The organism is Paenibacillus sp. N22P23, from assembly GCF_059383735.1.
The window spans coordinates 204,617-231,242 of record NZ_JBXENT010000003.1; the positions used below are offsets into that span (position 1 = coordinate 204,617).

Genomic DNA, 26,626 nt, shown 5'->3' on the forward strand with positions numbered 1-26,626 from the left:
ATGACTTCGTTTCCCTCGGTATATAAACGGTCTCGCCGTTCACGAATAATTCTTCAGCTCTTGTTGCTAGCAGTCGTACTCGGAGCTGTCGGAAAGCTTTACTATAGCTGGAAAAAAATTAACGCCTATCAAACTGCTGTGGAGTATGATCGTGTTGGTAACGCAATAGAGGCGGAAAAGTGGTTCAAACAAGCCAATGACAGCACTGTCATCACCTATAAAGAGCAGGAAACAACTACTGCTTTAAAGAAACTCAAACCCATTTCTGATATGATTCATAGCGTTCAATTACTAGATAACCAAATTGATACCGCTGCAGACAGCGGCAACCAGGCCGAATTATTAGTCGTTTATCAGTCTTCGAATACACTTAGAACCCAGAGCGAGAAGATTGGGGATGCGACTAAGAAGCAACAATTTCAACAAATTTTGCTTGATTATAAAATTGAATCCAAGTTAAAGGACGCCTTCAAGGAATTGAACCGTACCAAAGTCGAAAGCATCCAGACCAGTATCAAAAAGAACAAATTCAATGCAGACAAAGACATCATAGAACTACTCAAATTACCAGCTAGTCAGTTTGATAATCCGAACGCCCATAAGCAGGTAACTAATGAACTTATCATGCAATACTATAAGAGCAAGCTTGACGCTGTTATTTCACGCAGCTCGCTCTCTGACATATTTAAGGAAAGCGAACAAATCATTACTCTCTTCGTGACTGATCTCAAAATGGATTCCGGTTGGGTTCATTCTGAAGTAGAGAATTATTTCCGAAAAACTATCCTAGCACAATTGAGTAAGAACGATATCACATCTATGATTAAACTAACCAAACAGTATCAAGATTCTAAAGCATACCCTGGTGAAAATTCTAAAGTCGCGCATTACATTGATGATATTGTGTCTGACCAATTTAAACACGCCGCAAAACTTGCCGACAGTGGCAAATATATGGATTCGATTGCACTTTACAAAAGCCTATCCGCCTTCAAAGACACAACAGCGAATATAAAGTCTGTACAAATGCGTTTATATGAAGCAGACCCTGAGGCGCTTCTTGCTAATGCATTCCCAAATCAATCTTTCAAGCTTACTACCACGTTTCGTTCCTTCTGGGGTGCAAGCATTGTCGTCGTGGGAGTTGGTTCAAACAACCAACTTTACACCGCCAAGATCATGAATGATGTAACGATTCAAAAAGCTTCGTTTCCACTGAAAACCGGTTTAACGATAAATTCGATAAGTACGGACAATGAACTTAGTAAAAATGGTCTTCCGACTCTTCTCTTCAAGGCAGCTTCAGGGACGAACAACCAAAGATTCCTCGCCTACGAAATGCAGAAGAATGGTATTCGTGAGATTATGGACTTGAAAGCGAGCAGCTACAGTGTTGCCTCTTCTGGATTACTTATTGTAACTAACCCAATTGAAGCACCTGGTGAAGAGACAATCTTCAACTATTCAAAGGGATACTATTCGTTTGTTGGTATCAAACCTGATTATGTCGAGATTTCTCTAGCAAATATAAGCAAATACAAGAATATTAAGGTGCAATTTAAGTGTGTCATCATTGCTGCCGATAGCGGCACTGCCGTCGTAGCTTTGAATGATAAGTATGTTCTGTTGAAAGGCAACTTCCCTTTTACTACAGGCACCGCCACAGTCACCGGTATTATGACCGGAACAAGTAAGGTTACGAAGGGGGCACAAACCATCGTTTCTTATGAAGTCAGTGTAAAAGCGTTAAAGCAGTAATTAAATTATCCGAATAACTGCAGAAATGACGTTCTATCCACCATCAAAAAAAAGACTACCTCCTATCAATCAGGAAGTAGTCTTTTTCACTCATAAGCCCAGACACAATCCTCCGGTTGTTTATCCGGCAGGAACCCTCTGAAAATCGTAGTCCGCAGCTGATGCATATCCGTCCGCTCCAGATAATCAATGCGGCAGCATATGTGCGGCTCGATCCACTGCGTCTTCCGATCGTTCACGGTATGGAGCTGCTGCGCGATCGCTAGGAAAACCTGCTTTTCTTCAGGCTTGAGGCCAAATTCAACCGTTCCTACAGGCTTGTTCTTTATCGTCTTGAAGTGAAGTCCGAGGACAAGCGCAAACGGTTCTGTCCGGTAGCCTAGAATAACGGTGTCAATGGACTTGAAATGCTTGATTTTCAACCAATCCGGCGATGTCTTATTCAGTTGATAGCTGGAATCCTTCCGTTTGGCGACAATGCCTTCCATGTCTTTCTCCTTCGTCATCGTGAACAGCGCCTGGCCCTTCCCTTCGACAAACATGGTCTTCGTGAGAACCGGAGAATTGGTCACCACATCGGCTAAGCGTTCCTTCCTCTGCATCAATGGTTCATGCAAATGCGCTCGATCCGTATATAAAAGATCAAACACCACGAAGGTTGCCGGATGCGTAAGCGTCGCTTGCGCGATTCTTGAAGAATGGCTCAGCCTCCCGCGATACGCGAAATCATCAAACACGGGCCGTCCTCCGCGCATGCAAATCCCTTCGCAATCCAAAATAGCCGAGCCCGCCTTGATTGCCGCCGCCACCTCCTTTAATTCAGGAAACTTGGCCGTAACAAGGGTTCCGTAGCGCGTGTAGGCTTCGATACGATCGTTTTGCTTATGAATGAGCATACGCCAGCCGTCATATTTGGGCTCGAATATATAACCTTCATCATCGAAGGCTTCTTTTCCAATACTTACAATCATGGGCTTTAATGCAGAAAAGAGCATAGGCGGCTTTCCTCCCCCTACACTCTATTGTCGCCGCAATGAATAAAGAGCAAACCAGCTGGCTCTATCCTGTTACTTCGAATCGCTCTCAATTACGTATCCATTTTTCGTAATATGATCTTCGAACATACGCTGAATATTAGGGAACTGCTCACGTTCAAGCCACGTCTCCGTTTTCCATACGCTCGACGTATTCAGCGCCCGCGGGCAATGCACGAAACACTCTTCCACGGTTACTTTGACTGCGAATTGCGGAGGTCTGCCATTCAGAGCCATGCTCTGCTGCAACGATTCGTTAAAGACCATTTGCGCAGTTCCGTTTATGCGAAGCACCTCATTCATCCCAGGCAGAATGCAGATCATGCCGAGCCGCGGATTTTCCAGCAGGTTCATCATCGAATCCACCCGCCTGTTTCCCATTCGCTCAGGGAACGCTAATGTATGGTCATCCAATACCTTCACAAACCCAGGCTGATCGCCGCGTGGTGAAACATCGCATTGGCCTTTGACATTCGCCGTTGATAGGAAGAACAGTGGACATTTTTCCAAATAAGCACGGATATGATCATCGATATGATCGATGGTTTTCTTCACAACTGCCTCATGCGGAACCCCTACCAGCTCCCGCAGTCGCTCAATAGAATTAATAATTTCGTCTTCCTGCTCGTTATATACCATAATTGATATTCCTTCCTTTATTGAATCTTAATATTCATTGTACAATTGTCTTCGATAGGATTCCACCACGTAATGACCTTATCCTTACAGTGCATAGACTGGACTATTACTTTGAATTGGGGGTTTTAATCATGGCCTTATTTCAAGATCATCCGGAATGGTACATTCTTGGCCCATTATTTGGCATTACGGTTGCCGCTATGTATGCGGTTTCTAATAAGCCACTGGGTGCTACTGGATTTTACGCTCAACTGACGGACATGATGCTGGGTCGCCCAATGAAAGAAGCATGGCGTCTTTGGTATTTGTTAGGCGTTATGATAGGCGGTGGAGCTGCCGCTTGGATTGGCGGCGATTTGGGTCCTGCCTCCTATTACGGAAAATTGGGAGAACTGCTCCCGATACAAGCCCTTATCCCTATTTTGTTCATAGGCGGTCTGCTTATGGGGATCGGTGCTAGATTCGCTGGCGGATGCACCTCAGGACATGGCTTATGCGGAACATCCACGTTATCTCCCGCCAGTATCGTATCGACTATTGTTTTTTTCGGTGTGGCTGTTCTCGTAACCTTCATCCTTCATGTTATAACCGGAGGTGCTCTATGAAACGTACGGGTTTCCTATTTGGCTTATGTTTTGGGTTCTTAATCGCTCTGGCCCAATTTACGGATTATAACGTGATTCATCAAGGGCTGTTAATGAAGCATGCTTACATTTATCTCGTCATGGCTTCATCCGTCATCGTATCGATGGTTCTGCTTTGGGTATTAATGAAGCTTAAATGGCACACGCTGCTTGGTGGTCTTCTTAAACTACCGAAACTTCCGATTCGCAAGCATCACATCTGGGGCGGCGCTCTCTTCGGAACAGGTTGGGCTATTACGGGAACATGCCCCACCGTTTCGGCGGCCATGCTTGGCACGGGGAAGCTTCTGGGTCTGAGCGTAATGGCCGGCTTATTCGTTGGGGTATTGCTGAAGGATGTTTGGAGCAATCGCAAATAAAAAACGGCCTTCGTCCGATTACATTCAGGACTAAGGCCGCCTTTGTATGGCATAGTGATGTTTACATTAAATCAGTTCTGATTTCTGAAGCAGTCTCTGCACAATTGCCGCAACCTCAGCTCTTGTCATGTAGGCTTGCGGAACAAGTACATTTGTACTTCGACCCGTGGCGATTCCGGCCTGCAAGCAATCTGTTATCCCCGCCTTAGCCCAATTCGATGCATGCACAGCATCTGTGAAAGGGCTTAGCAGTTCTTCCACTGACTTGGACGGAAGGTTGTCCTTCAGTCCAGTGATCTTCATTGCTTTTGCAATAATCGTCATTGCTTGTTCCCTCGTAATGTTGTCCATCGGACGGAAAGTGCCATCCTCAAACCCGTTAATCAAATGATACGAAGATGCCGTGTGGATCGCGCTGCTGTACCAACTCGCGGCATCCACATCCGTGAATGGAGTTGAGCCTTTTTCAAGTTTGAGTCCTAATCCTCTAACCATAATCGCCGCAAATTCCGCACGTGTAATATCCTGATCAGGGTTGAACAGATCCTCGCCAATTCCATTAATAACCATGCGAGAGCCCATATCATTTACAGCCTTTTTTGCCCAATGATTCGCTACATCCTTAAACTCCAGGGGATGCCATACGATTCCGTATGTGCTGTTCGTCAAGCTGTTCACTTTGGCATAATAGTTGCCATCAATGGTGACAACTCGGGTCGGAACGTGACGCACCGTACCATCCGGCTCAATGACGATTCCAGTTGTAATTTTGTTAGGATCCACACCATTTGGGATTGCTACTGTTCGTTCCACATAGACATTGAATTTGGAGACTTCAATCGTCTTATCGCCATAAGTGCCTCGCACCGTAAACTCAAGCGGTGGAACTACAAGAGAAAACTCACCAGCTACACCTGCATTGTCTACAATCTGCAGCGTTTCTGATAATGTCGTGCCAATCTCGATCTGAATCTTAATATCCTTGAAAGCAACATTTGTACCGAATTGATCCGAAATGGCATCGATATTAATTTGCTGTGCTGGCAGCGTATAAGTAGCCACATTCGTTTGGATCGCGATCACCGCCTGCTGTTGTTCCATGTCTTGAAGCATCTGGCCATTCAGTTCACCAATGACTACATCTGCCTTCGAATTAACCGGAATTACGATAACAGCGCCTTGACCTGCATGAGCCAGTCTTTCCTCAAGCTTTTGTTGGTCTACGGTAATGGTCGTGACCGTTTGATCATCAACAGTGGTGGTCTTTGCCTTCCCCGCATTTTCCACTTTCCCATTTACGAGTACTTCGACGAACTCTGTATCAGTCGAAGTAACAGACCCTGTTGATTGATCTTTTGCAAAAGACGCAGTAACACTTAAGTCTGCCGTCACATTGGCGTCTGTCCGTATAGCCGTCGCCACATTATCGCTCCATTTTACGAAGTGATAACCGGCATTCGGCACGGCTGTGACTGCCGATCCGCTGGCGCCACTGTCCACGGTCTGGGAAGCCGTTCCCGTAATCGTTCCATTTACTTCCGCTGTATAATTCAACGTGTACGTGTTCAGTTCATATTGCGCAATATATGTGATTGCTCCGGTAACGGTCGATGCTTCCACCTGCGCCGTGGAAAGCTTCGTTTCTCCTCCGTCGCTGATCCAGCCCGCGAACGTATAGCCGCTGTTCGGCGTTACTGTAGGTACCGATGACGGATGCCCTCCGTGCGTTACCGTCTCGCTTGTTCCACTAATCGTTCCGCTGGCACCTTCCGCATACGTCACCGTGTACGTATTCTGCGTATAGTACGCCGTGTATGTAATTACGCCGGTTACTGACGATGCTTCCACCTGCGCTGTCGTCAGCTTCGTTACTCCACCATCAGTGCTCCAACCCGCGAATGTATAGCCGCTGTTCGGCGTTACCGTAGGTACCGATGACGGATTTCCGCCGTGTGCCACGGTCTCACTTGTTCCACTAATCGTTCCGTTGGGACCTTCTGCATACGTTACCGTGTACGTGTTCTGAGTATAGTACGCCGAATACGTGACTGCTCCAGTAACGGTCGTTGCTTCCACCTGCGCCGTTGTTAGCTTCGTTGATCCCCCATCTGTGCTCCAACCCGCAAACGTATAGCCGCTGGTTGGCGTTACTGTCGGCACCGATGCCGGATGTCCGCCGTGTGCTACAGTTTCACTAGTCCCACTAACCGTTCCGTTCGCACCCTCCGCATACGTCACCGTGTACGTATTTAGCGTATAGTACGCCGTGTATGTGATTGCCCCGGTTACTGACGATGCTTCCACCTGCGCTGTCGTCAGCTTCGTTGATCCTCCGTCTGTGCTCCAGCCCTCGAACGTATAGCCGCTGTTCGGCGTCACCGTCGGCACCGATGACGGATTTCCGCCGTGTGCCACGGTCTCACTTGTTCCACTAATCGTTCCGTTCGCACCTTCTGCATACGTCACCGTGTACGTATTCTGCGTATAGTACGCTGTGAATGTGATTGCCCCTGTTACTGACGATGCTTCCACCTGCGCTGTTATCAGCTTCGTTGATCCTCCATCTGTGCTCCAGCCCGCGAACGTATAGCCGCTGTTCGGCGTCACCGTCGGCACCGATGACGGATTTCCGCCGTGTGCCACGGTCTCACTTGTTCCACTAATCGTTCCGTTCGCACCTTCCGCATACGTCACCGTGTACGTATTCTGCGTATAGTACGCTGTGAATGTGATTGCCCCGGTTACTGACGATGCTTCCACCTGCGCTGTCGTCAGCTTCGTTGATCCTCCGTCTGTGCTCCAGCCCTCGAACGTATAGCCGCTGTTCGGCGTTACCGTCGGTACCGATGACGGATTTCCGCCGTGTGCCACGGTCTCACTTGTTCCACTAATCGTTCCGTTCGCACCTTCTGCATACGTCACCGTGTACGTATTCTGCGTATAGTACGCTGTGAATGTGATTGCCCCTGTTACTGACGATGCTTCCACCTGCGCTGTTATCAGCTTCGTTGATCCTCCATCTGTGCTCCAGCCCACGAACGTATAGCCGCTGTTCGGCGTTACCGTAGGTACCGATGCCGGATGCCCGCCATGCGTTACTGTCTCGCTTGTTCCACTGATCGTTCCGTTCGCACCTTCCGCATACGTCACCGTGTACGTATTCTGCGTATAGTACGCCGTGTATGTGATTGCCCCTGTTACTGACGATGCTTCCACCTGCGCTGTCGTCAGCTTCGTTGATCCTCCGTCTGTGCTCCAGCCCTCGAACGTATAGCCGCTGTTCGGCGTTACCGTCGGTACCGAGGCCGGATGCCCGCCGTGCGTTACCGTCTCGCTTGTTTCACTAACCGTTCCGTTCGCACCTTGCGCATACGTCACCGTGTACGTATTCTGCGTATAGTACGCTGTGAATGTGATTGCCCCGGTTACTGACGATGCTTCCACCTGCGCTGTCGTCAGCTTCGTTGATCCTCCATCTGTGCTCCAACCAGCGAACGTATAGCCGCTATTCGGCGTTACCGTCGGCACCGATGACGGATTTCCGCCGTGTGCTACAGTTTCGCTAGTTCCACTGATCGAACCATCCGATCCAGCAGAATACGTCACCGTGTAGGTATTGACTGCAGTTGTGAAACCTGTACTCCCCACACTGCTCGCATTATTACTGCTATCTTTCGCGACAAAATAGACATAATATTGCGTTCCGGCTGTCAGCCCTGTTACACCAAAATCTTTGGCAGAATCGGCAGCCGCCGCACCACTATCCGTTTTCAAAGCATTTGCTCCTGTATGATCCTTTCCAAGCATGACCTGCGCGCTCGACGGAGCCGATGAGCTTGTCGTAATCACATAGTACAGCATGCCCGCTTCGTTGCTTGTAGCGCTAACCGTTGCAGTAGTTGCCGTTACGTCACTACTTCCCGCATTAGAAATTGTAGGCGGAGTAGAGTCATCTACGACAGGATCACTCATAGCGAATGAATTAAAGAAAAACCAAAGTCCAGCATTTATTCCAGTAGCAAAAGGCGAAGATGAACTCGGGGTTATTACGACGCGATCCACATTTTGAAAAACACTTGCTATGAGCTCAGTTGAAGTTAGTTGAGATATACATGTCTGATCTGATGCAACCTCGACAGTAACTGTTCCCGTTGATACGCCATCCTTATATCCAATTATATCTAGATTTGCATTATTCCCCGTTATTTCAAAGGGGTTAAAAATATGTAATCCACTAAACTTAAACTCACTTCCATCACTTGATTTAGCGACTAAATACAATCTAGCGCTTCCATCACCACCATACACGCTCTGCTGTGCATTCATTAAATAAGATCTTTCCCCGTTGAAGATATAAGGAAGCGCAGAAGTTAAAATTTCACTATCAGGGTGATTATAGAGTCCAATATTATCTGAGCGAACATCACTTAAAACGGACTGAGCAAAGAAAATTTCAAAATTTTGGCCGGAAATATCGATTGAATTTTGCTCGCCATCTGTTAGCTCCGGCCCTAAGCCATACCATTGCCCCAGTGTTCCCGTCGGTTTAATCGTACCTGTAGCCGCTTCCGCTGCCGAATAAGGGATATACAATAGAATAATTGCCAGCACCATTACCATAGCAAAGCTTTTCTTCGTTAATGCAGCTGCTCGAGTACTACGTTTGAATCTCTCTAGTAAACTAATCATCTTGTCCACGTCAACTCCTCATAGATGTCTAATCATGCAGTTCAGTGCTCCGTATCTCCGCAGGTTATCATCCTGCCGCTCAAGATAGCCGATTAGTTCTAACGTACTAATTTTACATTTTTTACTACAAAATTAGCAATCTATTTCGACATATTTCGCCATCAAGTATGGTAATTGTGGAAATAGCTTGGCAGGATGGAATCGAAGACAACGAGTAACTGCTTTTGTGCTAACGAACCGTGAAGGCGTTATTTGCTCGAAAATAATCGCTTTTCAAATCTAACGAACCGTGAGGGCCTTATTAGGGGGAAATACAGCCGAAAAAGTCATTTTTTCACGAAATAGCGTCTGTACGGTTCGTTAGAATTTCAAACCCAATCATTTAGCTGAACTAAGAGCTCTGCGGTTCGTTAGCGTGAAAAGCATACCCTGCGTTCAGCGTTCCGCAAAAAAAAGCCTCCTACAAGTTCAATGAACTCATAGGAAGCCTCTTATTCATTAGATAGAGATCGCAGCCGTCTAAGCGACGGAAACAGGAACATCCACAAGCCTGCTACCACAATCGTTCCAATGCCCCCAATGAATGCCGCCGGCACGGGTCCAACCATGCCAGCAAGCGTTCCCGACTCAAACTCGCCTAGCTGATTGGAGGTTCCGATGAAGAGCGAGTTTACCGCATTTACACGGCCCCTCATTTCATCCGGCGTTTGGAGTTGCACAAGCGAAGAACGAATAACGACGCTGATGACATCCGATCCCCCAATAAGCAGCAAGGCAACCAGCGAAATGATCAAATTCGTCGATACCGCGAAGAGCATGGTAGCTAATCCAAAAACACCGAGTGCTCCGAACAGTATCGGACCGAGCGCTTTCTTCAAGGGGAAGTAGACGAGCGCAATGGACATCAGCAGCGCACCTACGGCAGGCGCGGTCCGCATGATACCTAATCCCAGTGGACCTGTATGCAAAATATCCTCCGCGAAAATCGGCAGAAGCGCTGTGGCACCGCCAAGAAGAACGGCAAACAGGTCAAGCGATATCGTTCCCAAGATGACCGGGTTGCGTCTGACAAATACCAAGCCGGAAAAGATGGAACTGGCCGTAAGCGGCTCCGGCTTTCTAACGATCCTTTCCATGCGGATGAGGAAAGTAAGGATTCCGGCTACTAACAGCGCCACCGCTGCTGTAACATAGACGAACACCGGTCCCACTGCAATAAGCACACCGCCTAGGGTCGGTCCTATGATCTGAGAGGTTTGTCCGGTTGAAGTCGTCCAGGCAATTGCTTTCTGCATGAGTTCCTTCGGAACCAGCATCGGCAGCAGCGACGAAGACGATGGCCCTTCGAATGCCCGGCAAGCACCAAGTATAGCAGCAGCCACCAGAATCTCATTTCGTCCGAGCCATCCTGCCAAGTTCCCAACAAGCAGCAGTGCAGCAATACCACTTTCGATGATTTGGCATAAGAAAACGATTTTCCGCCGGTCGAACCGATCCGCGACTTGACCGACAACTAACGTTAGCAGCATCATCGGCAGAAACTGTGCCAGCCCTACGAGTCCAAGGCTGTAAGCATCATGCGTCAGCGCATACATTTGCCAGCCAATCGCAACCGAGAGCATCTGGAAGGATGTCGAAGATAACGTACGCGAGACCCAGAATTTCGTAAAAGAAGGCTGCCGGAGCGTAGATTCCGCTTGCAACATGGAGCTTCTCACGACCTTTTTAATAGATTTATACCGTACTACTAGTCATGGGAATTGTACTCGATATTCGCTAAATAGACTACCTCCTTAGGATAAGGAAGTAGTCTTCAACGATGAGATTTAACCCCATTTCTTCTAATTGGAATGGGGGTCATATTCTGTTTCGCTATAGAGCTATCTCGGTTGGCATTCTCCTCATCTTGCATGCCGCGAAAATCTAACGAACCGTAGGGGCGTTATTTGGCCGAATTTCGGGGCTTCCAGAATCTAACGAACCGTACAAGCCTTATTTGGGGATAATCGGCTCCTGCACTATTTCATCATGCCGACTATCACTCGGAGCAGCGTGGAATCCATCGGCGACAGCTCGCACACGATCGCCTCTTCGTCCCAGGACAAGAGAGACGTCTCCGCCCATAAGTTATCGACCCTCTCGACGAGACTGGCATCGATCTGCAGCTGCTTATAGGAAACCCGCTTACGAACCGTATCGGTCTCGCTTGTATTGAATAAAGCGACGTAAACGGCCTCATCATCAGGACTCCAAGCCGTGAAGATATGGGCGCTACGTTCGCCGTGGACTTCTTCCGCCGGACGGAAGGTGAGCTGTCTTCCCGCCAGCTTCACGATTTCTCGATTGGCGAGCAAACCTTCTACCCGAGTTCTTGCTTCGTCTCTGCGGAAATCATCGCTAAGCAGCAGCACGGATCCCCCGATAACGGTGGCGTTTAACCGGCTCCTAGCTTCGTTCAAGCTCGATATGCCTTGCTGAAAGCTTTTGTACATCACCGTATGGTCCGGGTCATTGTACGCATAGATGCGGTGGTTCATCCACCATCCATGCGTAATGGAATTCAGCAAGTATTCGTTATCCTTATTCAGGCCGAAAGCATCACAGGAGATTCTCCGACTGTGCGCAAAATTGTAAGGGAACAACGGAGCGATCGACAAATTAATGAAAATACGCTTCTCAGAGCCTTGCGGTTCCAGGCAATCGCGCAAGTAACACATCGCCATGTGATAAGCAGCCGTACCTGTCGTAATCTCGCTGCGGTAGTGCTTCCCCTCCATAGCGGCATGGCTCAAGAAGTCTAGCTTCAAGTACTCGTAGCCCCACTCCTTGAACTTGTCCATGTAATATTTGATCCGCATGAGTGTTCCCGGATGAGTCGGGTCGATTGGCAAGGCCCGGTCCAGAAGCGGCAACGTATTCCCATCGTCGTCCCGCAGCAGCAGATCATCAATCTTATATTGGCCGTTCGTTCCCGGAACTACTGCATTCCGATCTTCGAAGAACCCCCAGAATGCGAACGGCGCCCAATATATGCCGGCTTTCTGTCCGTTAGCGTTCACGTGCCGGACGGTCGCCAGCAGTTCTTCTTCCGGCCAGCGGCTCCACAAGGCATCTAAATTCAAGTATACGACACCGTTCTGATGGACTTCGTGCTTATCCGACATATCCTTTAAGAAATCGGAGGCATTCAAGTATACGTCCGTCGTGAGATCTCCGCCAATCGCAGCAAAGCTGTTCCATCCGAGCGGAATTTCCCCGTCCCAAGGCATGGCAGGAGACACTTTGTGGTTGGCTTCTCCAAAGCTCTCCATTCCGTTCCGGTAATCCTCGAAATAGCCTAGGAATATGCGCGGCGAACGGATGATGCTGCCCTCCACCTCGCCATGCGGCAAGGAATCCCGCGTTTCCTCGCTCGACACACCTCCATAAATCTCGAAGGCGTCTATACCGCCAAGTGTGCCCTTAATCGTAATGCCGGTTTTCCACAGATCATGTGTAACCGAACCTGTAACTACGCCTCTACGATCGCCGGATTCGTAGAGCGCCGTAACCTCATAGCTTTCCTTTGCCGCATGTACGTAATGAGAGCCATAACGGGTCCATCTATCGTTATCGTAAGGAACATAGAGCATTTTCAAATCCGTTGCGCCCGTAATCTTAAGCTCGCCTGTCCGATATTGGTTGACCGCTAGGGGAGCCATACGGTTGCTCTTAATCTCCCCAGCGGACTCTGCTTCCAATTCCGCAAACAAGTAGGGCAGTTGATCATAGGCGCGGAAGATCTGCCGCATAATAGGACGGCCAGCTGACCGATGCTCGACAACCAGTATGACACCGCTTCCAAAATCATCTTCAATTGCTCCTGATCGATCTACCGCGATCGTATGGCTTTCATAATCTGTCGTATAGAACCTTTCTCCGAACATCTCCATATAAGCGTAGGAACTCCGAAGTTCCCACTTCTCGTTGCCAGTGATCGTTACGGTACCGCTATCCAGATCAGCCATAATCGAATAAGACGAATGCTCTACTATTGCCGACTTTTCCTTCAGGTGAATTGCATTCATTGCTCTCGGTCCCTCCCTCGAGTCATTACTGCCAATATTCAACCTATTTGCATATTGTCGGATAGAAAAAGACTACCTCACCTTATGAAGTAGTCTTTTCATTTGAAATCTACACGAATAGTGATCAATAATTGAAATGTATAACTCTATTATTGATCTAACTTCTTCTTCTTACTGCTAAATTCCTGTTTTAAATCATAGAGCACTTTCTCTGTATTATGTAATTTAGTCTCCAACATCACATGCATATCATACGGACTTTTCTTCGCACTATTTCCTTTATCACTTTTTCCGGTATCCTTCTTAGCATAAGGGTCAATTTCTGTCACATTATCACCTCCTTAAATTACAAATAAAATAAGATACAAAAGAACTATGAGTACCCCTCCAATTCCAGCGTTTATCAAACCAAAAATAAAATATTTGCTCTTCTTTCCATTTATTTTAACGTTTTCTTCCGTTACTTTTACATATGTCTCCATTAGTAGTGATGCATTTTCCTCCTCAGATAGTTCTGCTGTCTTTGCATTAAAAGCCGTTAACTTTAAACGACTATACTTTTTAGCAACAAGAACGTGAACAAAGCAATACAAGGCTATAATTAACTGACAAATAGGCAGTAAGAAAAAGATTGAAAAAATTAACGCATACTTTGTAAAATCTTGAGGCTGTACTTTATCAAATATTGATAAGTCAATATTTCTTGAAATAAAAGTAAACAATACTCCTGTGAACGCTACGAAAATACCTGCTCTAGTCTCTAGTGTTTTTTTTCGATCTATCTCGTATTCATATTCTTTTTGAGCAATACCCAGCATCAATTTTGCTGACGGCATTGCAATAGCTTCATTTTTTTTCTCTTCGTCTTTTAATTTACTTACTTCTTCTGGCTTTTCTGCCACTAGAATTTCTTCATCTGGATTCTTTTTTACCATACTGCTCTTTGCCCCTCTAGTTTTTTATTCTATTACATTCTATATTTTACCAGTAGTTTAATTTTCTTTCAAACAAATTAAAGATGAATACATAGAAAACAATGTGAACCAAAAAATAAACCATGCACGCATAGCTTCATCGAAATTGCCGACTCGAAAGAAGGGGCCGCTGAGTTCAATCTGACAGGAAAACATCTATCTGACTATTCAAGCGCTTTAATAGGAAACCCACTGCAGCATGCTATGTGAAATTGCAGAGAAGATTCCACATTCCAGTACAAATGGTTACAACGTAAGCCAAGGTTTGTGATCTAGCAAACCAACCACTCGCAGAAACCAGAATTCAAAAAAGGAGATTATAATTAAATTGTTTATATCCGCCACCTGGCAACATGCTTGAGACTTTTAATCCTTATTCGATGCGCTGCCAAGCGCAAAAAAACTACCTCCTTGAGGTTAGGAAGTAGTCTCATCCGCTAGAAAAGGGGATGAAGGTTCTTTTATTTGTTTGATCGTTATTTCCCGTTCAGCTTCTGCCGAATAGCTTCCTCGATAGAGTCGATAGGATCGGCTCCAGGCTCCGGTGTGTAGAAATCGCCATCGGTATCATTGGAAGTCGTTGTATAGAGTCCACTAGCAACAGCCGCTGCGGCCGAGATTGCACCTTTGTCTTCGACAAGCGTTTGTAGCAGCGTATGTTTACTGCCAGCTGGTTTGGCAATTAGTGCTGCGTAAGCGGCTTCGACCATATCGCCTCGCAAGAACGGACTTGCTCCAGTCAGCCTTACTGCAGCATCCGCCTGCAATAAACCATTTTTCTGTGACAGCTCGGCTGCCGTGGCAGGTACGGCATCAGGGTATCCGAGCAGACGATTAATCAGCGTCAGAAATTCCTTGCCCGTCATCAATCGATCAGGGGCAAAGCTGGAACGACCAATCCCTTTCACATACCCTTTGTCAATGGCATAGGCGATGGAGGCGGCTGCCCAGTGCGAGCTTTTCACATCAGTGAAAGTCGTTTTTAGCTTTGCTTTAGCCGCAGCACCGTCTTCACCGGCGAGACGCAGCAGCATGGCTGTGCCTTGCGCACGAGTAAACGCAGCCTCGAGCTGATAACCAGCATTGCCCATGCCGTTGAATAGACCGAGTTGGTGAAGTATATCGGCCTGTTTCAGGCGATCATCGGATACCCCATTGACTGGGGAGGCCAATAGAAGAAACATTGCAAGCAGTAGAGATAGGGTGATGCTGTGTTTTCTCATGGCTGCTTCAACTCATCTTTAGGCTGCTCTGGTTGAGGTGAGTCCGGAACAGGCTGTTCATTGCCTTGCTCCATACCCGGTTCTTCTGTATGTGGTGTTTCAGTCTTTGGTTCCTCAGGCTTCGGCTCTTCCGTCTGCGGCGGCTCTACTTCCTTGCCATTCACTTCGCCAGTGTGCTGAATGCTGTTTGGATCAGACGTATAAGAGCTGACGTAGTTGGCGAATGGATCCCATGCATCACCTGGGAATATAAGATTCTGCGCGTAGAAATTGAAGCCCGTTACATTTCCTTGGGGATCGAACGATTGAACGAGCGTAACCGACTTCTGAGGCTGATTCAGCTCCTTTACAACCGCTGTTCCATCTAGCTTTTTACCTGACCAGAACTGTACGGAGGATTGACTTAGCAGCGTACCATTTGGATCAAAGTAATCATTGCGCTGCGAGTTGCTCAAGAATCGCTCCGATCCGCCTTCGCCGGACATTTTAATAAATTGTTCATCGATGTAGCTTTCACCGCTGTACAGATGAAGAATCCCATACATTAGCTGGATGGGCTTATCCGGACCGCCGGCAAGCTGTGTCAGCCAGTGATCAGATGGAACAGAATTGGGATAAACGGTAAATTCAGCCGCATACACGACCTCGATTCGGTCAAATTCATACTTCAAATCCGCTGCTGAAGTGCGAGTCAACGGGACAATTATTATCATTGCCAACAGCAGAGGCAGCAGTTTGTTGCGCAAAGCGGTCATCCTCTCAGCTCCTTCTCTATCAAAAATATTCATTTTCCAATAATACTAATGAGCCCCTTATTTGTCACTAGATTCCTAATACTTAGCACAAAAATTCGTTGAATTCAAAATTGTAGGTGAATCTTCCGATAAACAAAGTGTTAAATCAATTATTAAGGAGGATCCTCATGGATATCGCAGCGCTATCAATGTCTTTAGCCCAAATCAATTTATCCCAAGCTGTCGGAATTAGTGTCCTTAAATTAGCCAAAGATCAATCTACTGAACTGTCACAACAAATGGTTCAAATGATGGAGCGCAGTGTGCAACCACACTTAGGTGGACATCTAGACATAAGTGGATAATGTACTAGGAGGAGAAGGATATTTCTTTCTCCTTCTTCTTTATCTATTACATTGATGATCCATTTACCGGATGATCTTATTCAGCTTTTTCTGATCTTCCGGCAACTTTGCGAACTTCTCGCGGTACATGTCTAATACACGCTGGTAGCCCATTCTGCCTAGCTCCTCTTGAAACGAGTCCCAGTCGCTATCCATGTTCAGCTCACCTGTGACGAACTTGATCAGCTTCCCTGTTATAAACTTTTCCAGCGGGGTCATGACCTTCGTAATCATGTCCAGTTCATCCTGCTGGAACGGAACAGTCGGTCCATCGAAAAAGCCAATCTTGCTCGCATTGTCATTATAGGCCCGCTGTGCTTCGAGCGCCAACGCTCCCCAATCTCTCTCATATTCCGCGTCTTGATCGTAGGGCACCCATACACCGGTTCGACCGTCGACACCCTGTTGCTTAGGTGAAACGGTCCCCAGCGGATTCAATTTCGTTTGTAGCTTAGACGTATACTTACGCTCCCCGTTAACCCAAACGAACGTATCTCCTTCGATCCCCCAATTGACCAGCTCCATCATTTCATCGGAGTATTGCGAATCAAGCAAGCGAATCAATTCGTCGATATGTTTGGATTTGGCGTTAATCGCGATGACCCACGTACCCTGCGAATTCGGGTACTGAACTTTCTCGAGTGCTTGAAGGCCGGTATCGGTAACGAAAGGAGGGACCGCTTTCAGGCTAAACAAGGAATCCTGCTTCTTCCCTTTCTTCTGCCACAAGTCCATCTCATTAAAATAATCGTTAAAAATAGCGAATGTTTTGCCGTTTGTAATGTGATCAAAATACTGCGACTCCGCGGTTGTTGCAAAATCAGGATCAATCAGCTTCGCCTCGTAAAACTTCCGGGCAAGCTCGATCGCCTTCTTATAATTGCTCTCCACAGGGCCGAACTTATAAATCAATTCTTCGTTATTGAAGTAAATGCCATTGTGCGTGTGATAGGCCATAATAAAGCTTTCCATGAGTCGGTTTGGTCCCCACCGATTCGAAATCGGCTTCGAATCCGGGTAGATTTCCTTTAGCCGCTTGAGCGAATCGTATAATTCATCGAACGTCTTCGGCAGCAGCATCCCGTTGCGATAGAAGATGTCCGCACGCAGCATATAGCCGACCGGCATTTGTCCATACGTGTTTAATCCGTCAATCCCATATAGCTTGTCATCCTCGGTAACGATGCTGCGGTATATTTGCGGGTACTTGTTTATCCAGCGCTGCAAATTCGGCATCCGATCCAAGTAGGGGTGCAGATCGAGCAGCATTCCTTGCGGACCGAATCGCTGCACCATTTCTTTATCGATGATAAAGATATCCGGTTTCTCACCAGTAGAGGCTAGCAACTGCTTAATGCGTTTGAGATAATCGTTCACCGGAAACTGAATCCAATCGAACTTCAACTGTGTGCGACGCTCGTACTCGAGGTCGATCACCGTATTCCGTTCCCTAGCGAAGGAAGGGACGGCGGCTTTTATTACAATCTGCGGTTCAGACTGCTTGTCTCCTGCCTTTTTATCGAATACGACGAACAAACTAGTAACTGCCGCCAGAAGTACTGCGGCCAGGAAGAGTGCAATGATCATTTTCTGATTTCTATACAGCATGTCTATCACCCCTCAGCTGCGTCAAGCTGGCGCTGCGCTTGGTTGCCCTTTCGGTATTCGTTAGGCGTCACGCCTTCGAGCTTTTTGAACATGCGAATAAAAGCGTTCGCATTATTGAAGCCAACCTGCTTGCCGATGTCATTTGCAGTGAATGTCGATCCAAGCAACAATTCCTTTGCTCTATCAATTCTCAACCGATTGATGTAGTCCGTAAATGTAACGCCGAGCTGCTTCTTAAAATATTGCGAAACATAATTGGCATTCATTCTGAAATAATCGGCAATAGACGTTAAATTTACTTCCGCCAAATGTTGCGCAATATATTCCTGCATACCGATGATTGCCTTCGACGATTGGTTCTGGTTATTTAGATAAGTCGATACTTTGAAATAGATATCCCGGCATATGGATTCGATTATACGAGGATCTTGAATGGTACCGATATAAGGTATGACTTCGTTTGCAGGGATCTCAAAAATGGATTGTTCGTCGATGCCGCGAACATAAACAATCTCGACTGCAATAAAGAGCAGATCGCTAGCCAGCTGTTTGAACGATTTAAACGGCATGTCCTGATTATGGGCTCCTTCAAGCAGCTGCTCCAGCAAATTCGCGGAACCCTCCACATTCCCGTTGTCCAAATACTTATACATCATTTCTTTCTTGTCCGCCGCGATATAAGCACTGGTTCCACTCTGGTCCCCATCCGCATCTGTAAATATGATGCCTTCTTTGTTCATACTCCGCAAGTCCAAGACAGCGCATGCTTCTTTATAGGCCTTCGAAGTGTCCTCTAATTGATTAAAAATCGGGCTGATACCTACAGCAATCGTTACACCGTCTTTATCAGCATCCATGAATTCCGCGAATAAACCGCCTAAGCGCCCCACAGTCGCATTCAATTCTTCCGTATGATGCTCCTGTAAGAACAGAACGCTCTCATGCTCGGAAATATCAAGCACCGGCTTGTTGAAGTCGGCTAAATGCCGTTTCAAATCTGCAGATGACCGTTCGCCCCTAGCGGAATAGCTTACTCTGACAACCGCAAGGGCAAAGCTGTCCCCTTTCCGGAAGAAATCGTATTTGTGCTGCAGACGCTCAATGTCTTCCTGATCCACCCGCTGATTCAGTGCACGGTACAACAAAATTTGCAGGAGCGAAGGCAAGCTTTCCTGTTGAAACTGCTGCAACGACGTCATATTTTCCTTAATATAATCGTACTCGGATCGGCCATCCTCGAAAGATGAAAATGCAAATCGTTTCACCTGCGTGACCATTTCCGCGAGCGGCGAATAGATGTCCCGCGTGAACACGACCGATATAAACGTGCCGATCAGCATGAACAAGACAATTACACCTATGGTCCAATACAGAAAAGTGTTCGTTGGGCCGGTCAGTACATGCTCAGGAGTTGCGATCAGAAATCCGAGATTATTCCATGTCGATTGTTGAAAAGACAACATGAACCGCTCACCGTCGATTTTTACAACCGATTCGGCTTTGCCGTCCGTCACATTTAGGCTGAGTGTCTCCGCGTTGAACGTTTCGCCCAGCATCTTGCGATCTGTTGCGCTAATTAGCCTGTTATGAAGCGTATCGACGAGGTAAATATCTCCCTTTTTCGTAATGTTCATGTCATCGATTAATCGATATATTTTTTGCTCGTCTATATTAATGATCATGTAGCTGCGCGCATGAGCAAGGCTTTCGATGTTTAGAAGGAGCGGCACGATGGTCTTATATCGTTGCTCGCCGGAGACGCCGCTCTGCGTAGTTACGTCGGTAGCAGGGAAGATGGAAGAATCGATGCCATTCGCGAGCGCATTGTTCCAGAATGATTGCGGGTAGTCCTTGTAGCGGTAATGAAGATTCAAATAGAATGTCGGGTCGTAGGATCCGGAACCGGCCAGCACCGTATCGATATTCTGGAAATAAATAAAAGCATCATCTACCGCATCATCGCTGATGTACAGATCGTACAGCTTATTGCTCAATTCATATGCGGTGGAGCTATAATTTTTTTGCGATTTATCCGTCATTGCAACCAGATTGAGAAAGTCGTTGTCGGAGGCAAGGCTATAGCCTTTATCCTTAATTTTGTTGAACAGCCCATCAAGCGTCGAGGAGACGGCGCGTAAATAGTTCTGGTTCGATTCTTTCGCGTCATCGATCATCCGGTAGTTCGAATAAACAGCTATCGTAATCGACGAAACCATAAGCAGCACAGTCAGCACAAAAAAACGCAGGAAAATGTTAACCAGCGTCTTTTTCTTCATGCTATCAGTCGCTTTGCGTGGAATCGACTTCAATAGTTGTCTCATAATTTCCTCCTGTGACTGATAAGGGGTATTCATAGAATTATAGCATGAATTTAACGAGAGAACGCCGACTCATAGGAACGGCGTTCTCTCGTCAAGTTGATCGCTCTTAAAGCGAAGTAATGAAACACGTTTCTCCTTGTTTCAACGCGATCGTGAATATCTCGCTTCTGTTACAATGAATCTCTTGATTGCTGCTACCCATTCGCAGCTTCAGTCTGTCTCCAGTGAAGCCGTTCTGTACACGGAAGACACCTTCGCGTTCGGCATGAAGCTCCATATATTCAAGCTTGTCAGCATTCAGCTTCGCCGAAACCAGCACGCCCATCTCGCCGCGAAAATCGCGGAATTCGACGCTTTGCTTTGCCCAATTGCGAGGAATCGCCGGGAATGCGCGAATCGTTTCTCCGTCCGTATGAAGCAGCATTTCCTGCAGGGCACTTACGGCGGCAAAATTACCTTCCAGAGTAAAAGGACGATAATGGTACATGCAGACGCCTGCTCGCTTATAGTCCCCGTTTAGATGAAATCCGTTCGGCGAGCACGTATACTGCCACATTTGCTGAAGATGATGAATCGCTGCTTCTCCATTGCCTTGCTGCGCATAGAAGGCAGCTGCCCAGGCAAACGAATATCCGACCCATTGTCCTTTGCCGAGCCTCTCTAGGTTAGCAATCGTTGCAGCGGAGATCTGGCGATCGCGCTCAGACTCACGATGATTAAGCAGTTGCAGCGGATAAATAGCCATCATGTGCGAGAAGTGCCGGTGGCTTTCTTGGAGCGATTCTTGCGGATTCAGCATCAGCACATGGCGTGCATTAACGGCAAGCTCCGGAAGACCCTCCAGCACATTCGCCCATCTATCAGCATCAGATTCATAATTCAGACGACCCGCCATTTCCTTCAATCGGCGGAACAAGTAAATCAGCAGTGAGAGGTCGTAATTGCTCATTGGATCTAACCAAGCCTCAAACGAATTGTCGTGAGCTTCAGGCGAGCTCGATACCGGCAAACGCAGCTTGCCGTCTTCACCAGGTATTAGCCATCGCTGCACACAGTCAGCGGTTTCTTTGAAATAGACATAAGCTTTATCGCGCAGAAAATCACGGTCGCCTGTATACAGCCAGTAATGATCGAACGCCTGGCACAGCCAGATGACATTGGTAATGCTCATGGAGTACATCGGCCAACCGCCCATTGCTCCGCCAGTAAGCGTCATGACAGAAGGCAAATTGAGGCCCGGAGCGTCGAAGAAGCTTTGCGCGAACCGCTGGCCTTGCGGCCTCAGGTCCCACAAGAAATCGATAAAGCTCTCTCCTTCTTCCAGATGGTTGGCTTTCAAGTAGTGCCAATAAGAAAGCTCTGTATTCAAATCGTGATGATAATCGCCTTTCCACGGCGGAAGCAGCCCTTCGTCCGCTGTCCATACGCCTTGAAGCGGCATCGGCGGTGCCCCTTTGCGCGAGCATGAAGCAAACAAATAGTTGTTTAAATACCAGTGCTTCTCTGCTTCAGCGTCTGGCAGCGCGATAGAGCTCTTCCCCCAATAACGCTCCCACCATGCGCAATGCTCGTGAAATGCACGATCGAATCCATCGTCCATCGCGGCCGTTACTTTACGCTTAGCATTCTCTAACCAATTCTCTCCGTCGTGATTGGCCGTTATCACATAAACCCATTCTCGCGAGCCGTCATCGGACTTCCGTTCAGCGATAACAATTGCATATTCCAGCTCATGGCATGTCCGCTGATAGAACCATTGCAAGTTGCCTTCCGCGTGTTTAGTCGCTGCTGGGTATTCAAGCCGAGTAAGGCTTGTAGCAAAGACGGGGTTGCTGTTCTCATCCTGAAACGCTCCAGTGTAATCCGGAGGCACAACTTCCATTCGTCCGTCCTTGCCTGCAGCTCCGATCAATCTAATATAACCGAGCCCGTTCACGGCATGCAGGAAGCTTGATACTACAGCAATCTGATCGCCGAACGTCAGCTGGACATGCGCGCAAGCTGCGTGCAAAGCAAGATGATTCTTTATTTTGTCGGCGTTTTTGCTGAAGTACAGCTCAAGACGGCCTGCTGGCAATTTGGTCGGGTAGGGATAAGTCTCATAAAAGCTGTCGAACCGGCTAAGAAGCGAATCCTGGTCACCACGGCGCACGCAATCGATCATTTCTGAATAGGTGAACCCTTTATCCATCGCCTCAGGCGCCAGCCGCAAATCCCATATATCGCCACGATCCAAGCTGAACCGAAGGGGAGCCCCGTCCCCCCATAACAGACAACCGGTCAATCCGTTGCCCAGAGGCAGTGCCTCATCCCATCTATCGATGGGTTGATCAAGGATTAAGTCATGCTTATTCATCACTCTAGCCTCACTTCTTCACTTTACTATTCTGCAAATCGAGTACCGATTGCAAATCTCCCATTCTCTTGACCGTATCCAGATAAGTATCCCATTGATCGAAGCCCATGTCGCCTTTAATAAATTTGACCGCTGATTCTTTGATATAAGTGTCGATAGGCGTCATCGTATTCGCCACTTCATCGGATTCGTCTTTCGATAACATAATCTTAGGCGCTCTGTCATTCGGCGAGATCGACTCGTTGCCACCGTAATTGTTCGACGCCATATAATAGTTTTCCAATTGCGCTTTACCGTCATGGTAGAACAGCACATCTGGAATTGAAGTATATACGGCGATCCGTTCTTGCGGCGTAAAGACGATACCGGGACGTGTGCTCATCGATGCGGAAACACCCATTTTCGCAAGCTGGTCTACGAAGTCCGGCGCGGATTTGAGCGCTGCCAGATATTGCTTTTGGCCGTCCTTCATTTCATATGATTTACCTTCAATCCCCCACATCAACAGATCAATCATTTTGTCACTGTATTGGTAATCAAGCAGCTTCACGACCTGCTCCGGATGTTTCGTTTTCGCGGAAATGACGATGCCATACCCGTTCCGAAGCCCTTTTCCTTTAGGCTCGCTGTCGTACTTCCACGCTTTTCCGTATGTTGGGTTATCGGCCGTCATCGCAAGCGTCCATGTGACGCCGGCTTCCTTATTCGCATTAAAATCAGCAACATAACCCGACCACAGCTGCGGATAAATAAACGTTTTGCCACTCGTAGCTTTCGGTTTCGCCTGATCCATCTCATCCGACCAGAAGGCTGGATCGATCAGCTTCTCTGAATAAAGCTTGTTAAGGAACATTAGGCCTTCTTTGTACGTATTTTCAGTCGGTCCGTATACATACTGCGTACCATTCCAGTAGATGCCGCTAGCCGTATGGTTGGCGTTCATAATACCGTCGTAGCCCAAATACTGTTCGCTTTGACCGATTGGATAAGAATCCGGATACAACGCCTTCAGCTGCTTCGCAGCATCATACATTTCGTCTTGCGTAGTCGGCACTTTGATGTTGTTTTTCTCGAATACGTCAAGACGGTAGGCGGCAGCATATTGGCTTGGCTCTACGTCAGAAGGATTCGAGAAGCCGTCGTAGAATGCAAACAATTGATTGTTCTCGGTCATCAAGTATTGCTCTTTATTATCGGTAGCGTCGACGAAAGTGTTGTAGTTCGACACATGATCCGTATATTGGTTCAGGTCAAGAAACAAGCCTTGCTCGCCGTATTTGACGATATTTTCATTGCCAAGCACGAGCATGACGTCTGGAATATCGCCGCTTGTCAGCATGACTTGCGTTTTTTCCTTGTACTCGCCCCACGGAATACGCGTCCACTCGATCGAGACTTTCGTCCCCAAATAGGCTGCGATTTCTTTCTCATATTCCTCCTGAACAAGCGTTCCTGACGGATCGCCTCCGAAGTGCGGGACCACAACCTTGAGCTTCAATTCTTCCGGTGCGGAAGCTTGGTTCGCGGAAGCGTTGTTTGCGGATGAAGCGGTATTATTATCATTCGATTTGCTGCATGCACTCAGCATAACTGTCGATACAAGCGTAATTAGTACGAGTACTTTCAAGATCGAAAACGATTTTTTCATACTAGATCCCCCTTAAAGTTGAATGAAAATAGCTTATGTAAGCAAAACTCGCTCTCCCCGCAGACCTCGCTTAACCGTTCACCTCCTTTCATGGGTTCTGTCATTAACCCTTGATCGAGCCTACCATGACTCCCTTGACGAAATACTTTTGCACGAACGGGTAGATACATAGAATCGGAGCCATCGTGATGACGATCGCCGCCATCTGGATGTTTTTCGGATTAATCTGCCGGTTCATGATCATTTCCTTTACCTGCGAGCTTTGCCCCTCCTGCTGCGTGAAAATGATAGATCTCAAAAACATTTGCAGCGGGTACCGATTCTCGTCCTTCAAATAAATCAGCGCATTAAACCATTCATTCCAATGTGCCACGACAGTAAACAAGGCGAATGTGGCCAGCAAGGCCTTAGACAGCGGCAAATAGATGCGGAACAGCACGATCAAGTCATTGGCTCCGTCTATATAAGCCGATTCTCGAAGCTCCGATGAAATATTTTGGAAGAATGTCCGAAAAATGATCACGTTATAGGCGCTGATGCAGCCAGGCACGACCATAACCCAGAAGGTATTGAGCATGTCCAGCTGTTTGATGATCAAGTAGGTCGGAATCATGCCCCCGCTGAAAAACATCGTAATGGCTAGAAATACGGTGATGCTTTTCTTGAGCTGAAACTTCGAAATCGTCAGTGGATACGCCATCAACGATGTCAGAAACAGCGTCAACAGTGTTCCAGCTGCGGCATAGAGCACCGTGTTTCGATAGCTGATGTAGAGCATAGGCTTATCGAAGATGATGCTATATCCCTTCGTATTAAACCCTCTTGGGAACCATGTCACCTTACCTAAGGAAATATAATCGGAGTGACTTAATGAAACCGCAATAACATTAAGCAGCGGATATACCGTTGCAACAACTAGCAGCAGCATAAGTCCGATATTAACCGCATCAAAAAGCCGGGAGCCGAAACTTGATTTATACACCATGCGATTCACCTACCATAAGCTCGTTTCCGAATATTTGCGGGACAGTCGATTAGTAATGAGGACGAATAGGAAGGATACCGCCGATAACATCAATCCGACGGCTGCCGCATACTCGAATCGTCCACCCTCAATCCCTAATCTGTAAACATAAGTACCGATGACATCGGCTTTCTCATAAGTGCTAGGGTTGTACATGAGCAGCACCTTCATAAAATCGGTACCGAGAATTCCACCTACGGACAAAATGAACAATATGATAATCGTAGGCATAATAGTCGGAATGGAAATATTTCTGACCTTCTGCCACCGATTCGCTCCGTCGATCGATGCCACGTCGTACAGCGTCGGATCGGCATTGCTGAGCGCGGCTAAGTATAAAATCGTCCCCCAGCCGATCCCCTGCCAAATGCCGGAGCCGATGAACAGAGTACGGAAGTATTTCGATTCCGTCATAAAGTTGATCGGCTCTAAGCCGAACAGTCCCGTAATCTGGTTGAACAAGCCATCGAGCGATGTGAACTCTTTGATCATCCCGACGAGAATGACGGTAGATATGAAGTGCGGGAAGTAGGAAACGGTCTGCACAAATTTCTTGAACGCAACCTGTCGAATCTCATTGAGCAGCAGTGCTAGTATGATAGGTGCCGGAAATGCGAATACGAGTCCGTATGTGCCGAGAATGAGCGTATTTTTGATCGTTCGCAAAGCCATCGGATTGTGTAGAAATTGGTTGAAGTATTTGAGGCCTATCCACTCACTCCCCCATATTCCCTTTGCCACATTGTAATCCTTGAAGGCTATGAGGACGCCGTACATTGGAAAATAAGCAAACACAAGCACGATCAAAAAGCCGGGGAGCACCATAAGGTACAAATATTTTTGCTGCAAACATTCACGCAAAAATCGGTTTGGCCCGCTTGTGCCGGAACGCGCCTTCATGGTGATATCCGCAGATACCGGCTGATTCATATACGATTCCTCCTTCTCTATTCGTCGACACAGTTATTGTTCATGTCGAACGTTCGTTGTATGGCCTACAATAGGAGAAACCGTTTTCATTCGCAATTTAAAAGATATTAGATCATCATCAATATGTTAGATTCGACCCTATATCATTTGTTAGGTACCCGGGAACTTGAGATAATTTCAGTTGTTTTGGCCAGGTGACTTGCATTTATATGAA

General features: G+C 47.2%; 19 protein-coding genes. 4 read left to right on the top strand and 15 right to left on the bottom strand.

The window, feature by feature from the left end; translation table 11 throughout:
- Complete coding sequence (locus tag AC506A_RS16285; RefSeq protein WP_495462069.1) at positions 1-1,758, top strand: hypothetical protein; 1,758 nt, start codon at positions 1-3, stop codon at positions 1,756-1,758.
- 86 nt (positions 1,759-1,844) lie between these two features.
- Here the strand turns inward: AC506A_RS16285 and AC506A_RS16290 are convergent, their stop codons facing one another.
- Together AC506A_RS16290 and AC506A_RS16295 are read right to left on the bottom strand one after the other, a co-directional pair.
- A complete protein-coding gene (locus AC506A_RS16290) occupies positions 1,845-2,753 on the bottom strand; it encodes an ATP-dependent DNA ligase (protein ID WP_495462070.1) in 909 nt (302 codons plus the stop codon).
- A gap of 72 nt (positions 2,754-2,825) precedes the next feature.
- Positions 2,826-3,431 (bottom strand): MSMEG_1061 family FMN-dependent PPOX-type flavoprotein, encoded by a 606-nt coding sequence (locus AC506A_RS16295; RefSeq protein ID WP_495462071.1) that lies wholly within the window; start codon positions 3,429-3,431, stop codon positions 2,826-2,828.
- A 131-nt stretch (positions 3,432-3,562) separates the two neighbouring features.
- Between AC506A_RS16295 and AC506A_RS16300 the strand changes: the two genes are divergently transcribed.
- Together AC506A_RS16300 and AC506A_RS16305 are read left to right on the top strand one after the other, a co-directional pair.
- Positions 3,563-4,036: a YeeE/YedE family protein gene (locus AC506A_RS16300; RefSeq protein ID WP_495462072.1), complete on the top strand. Its 474-nt coding sequence runs from the start codon at positions 3,563-3,565 to the stop codon at positions 4,034-4,036.
- Positions 4,033-4,434 (top strand): DUF6691 family protein, encoded by a 402-nt coding sequence (locus AC506A_RS16305; protein WP_495462073.1) that lies wholly within the window; start codon positions 4,033-4,035, stop codon positions 4,432-4,434. Before AC506A_RS16300 ends, AC506A_RS16305 begins: the two co-directional genes overlap by 4 nt.
- Positions 4,435-4,500: 66 nt before the next feature.
- Here the strand turns inward: AC506A_RS16305 and AC506A_RS16310 are convergent, their stop codons facing one another.
- The 7 genes from AC506A_RS16310 to AC506A_RS16340 form a co-directional block, all read right to left on the bottom strand.
- Positions 4,501-9,123: an InlB B-repeat-containing protein gene (locus AC506A_RS16310; protein ID WP_495462074.1), complete on the bottom strand. Its 4,623-nt coding sequence runs from the start codon at positions 9,121-9,123 to the stop codon at positions 4,501-4,503.
- A 491-nt stretch (positions 9,124-9,614) separates the two neighbouring features.
- A complete protein-coding gene (locus AC506A_RS16315) occupies positions 9,615-10,829 on the bottom strand; it encodes an MFS transporter (protein ID WP_495462075.1) in 1,215 nt (404 codons plus the stop codon).
- Positions 10,830-11,141: 312 nt separating this feature from the next.
- Positions 11,142-13,190 carry an alpha-amylase family protein gene (locus AC506A_RS16320; RefSeq protein ID WP_495462076.1) on the bottom strand — a complete coding sequence of 683 codons (2,049 nt, stop codon included), beginning with the start codon at positions 13,188-13,190 and terminating at the stop codon, positions 11,142-11,144.
- Positions 13,191-13,339: 149 nt separating this feature from the next.
- Complete coding sequence (locus tag AC506A_RS16325; RefSeq protein WP_495462077.1) at positions 13,340-13,519, bottom strand: hypothetical protein; 180 nt, start codon at positions 13,517-13,519, stop codon at positions 13,340-13,342.
- Positions 13,520-13,531: 12 nt separating this feature from the next.
- Positions 13,532-14,125 (bottom strand): hypothetical protein, encoded by a 594-nt coding sequence (locus AC506A_RS16330; RefSeq protein ID WP_495462078.1) that lies wholly within the window; start codon positions 14,123-14,125, stop codon positions 13,532-13,534.
- 515 nt (positions 14,126-14,640) lie between these two features.
- Positions 14,641-15,387, bottom strand: coding sequence for an S-layer homology domain-containing protein (locus tag AC506A_RS16335; protein ID WP_495462079.1), 747 nt, complete (start codon positions 15,385-15,387; stop codon positions 14,641-14,643).
- Positions 15,384-16,142 carry a hypothetical protein gene (locus tag AC506A_RS16340; RefSeq protein WP_495462080.1) on the bottom strand — a complete coding sequence of 253 codons (759 nt, stop codon included), beginning with the start codon at positions 16,140-16,142 and terminating at the stop codon, positions 15,384-15,386. Before AC506A_RS16340 ends, AC506A_RS16335 begins: the two co-directional genes overlap by 4 nt.
- 167 nt (positions 16,143-16,309) lie before the next feature.
- Between AC506A_RS16340 and AC506A_RS16345 the strand changes: the two genes are divergently transcribed.
- The gene (locus tag AC506A_RS16345; RefSeq protein ID WP_495462081.1) at positions 16,310-16,486 is read left to right on the top strand and encodes a YjfB family protein; all 177 of its coding nucleotides are present in this window, start codon (positions 16,310-16,312) and stop codon (positions 16,484-16,486) included.
- A gap of 63 nt (positions 16,487-16,549) precedes the next feature.
- Here the strand turns inward: AC506A_RS16345 and AC506A_RS16350 are convergent, their stop codons facing one another.
- The 6 genes from AC506A_RS16350 to AC506A_RS16375 all read right to left on the bottom strand — a co-directional run bounded on the left by AC506A_RS16350 (position 16,550) and on the right by AC506A_RS16375 (position 26,412).
- Positions 16,550-18,133 (bottom strand): extracellular solute-binding protein, encoded by a 1,584-nt coding sequence (locus AC506A_RS16350; protein ID WP_495462082.1) that lies wholly within the window; start codon positions 18,131-18,133, stop codon positions 16,550-16,552.
- 5 nt (positions 18,134-18,138) lie between these two features.
- On the bottom strand, positions 18,139-20,454 hold the full coding sequence (locus AC506A_RS16355; RefSeq protein WP_495462083.1) for a helix-turn-helix domain-containing protein: 2,316 nt from the start codon (positions 20,452-20,454) through the stop codon (positions 18,139-18,141).
- A 106-nt stretch (positions 20,455-20,560) separates the two neighbouring features.
- Positions 20,561-22,810, bottom strand: coding sequence for a glycosyl hydrolase family 95 catalytic domain-containing protein (locus AC506A_RS16360; protein ID WP_495462084.1), 2,250 nt, complete (start codon positions 22,808-22,810; stop codon positions 20,561-20,563).
- Between the two features lie 10 nt (positions 22,811-22,820).
- Positions 22,821-24,458: an extracellular solute-binding protein gene (locus AC506A_RS16365; protein ID WP_495462085.1), complete on the bottom strand. Its 1,638-nt coding sequence runs from the start codon at positions 24,456-24,458 to the stop codon at positions 22,821-22,823.
- Positions 24,459-24,561: 103 nt separating this feature from the next.
- Complete coding sequence (locus AC506A_RS16370; RefSeq protein ID WP_495462424.1) at positions 24,562-25,443, bottom strand: carbohydrate ABC transporter permease; 882 nt, start codon at positions 25,441-25,443, stop codon at positions 24,562-24,564.
- A 9-nt stretch (positions 25,444-25,452) separates the two neighbouring features.
- Positions 25,453-26,412 carry an ABC transporter permease gene (locus AC506A_RS16375; protein WP_495462086.1) on the bottom strand — a complete coding sequence of 320 codons (960 nt, stop codon included), beginning with the start codon at positions 26,410-26,412 and terminating at the stop codon, positions 25,453-25,455.
- Between the last annotated feature and the right edge of the window lie 214 nt (positions 26,413-26,626).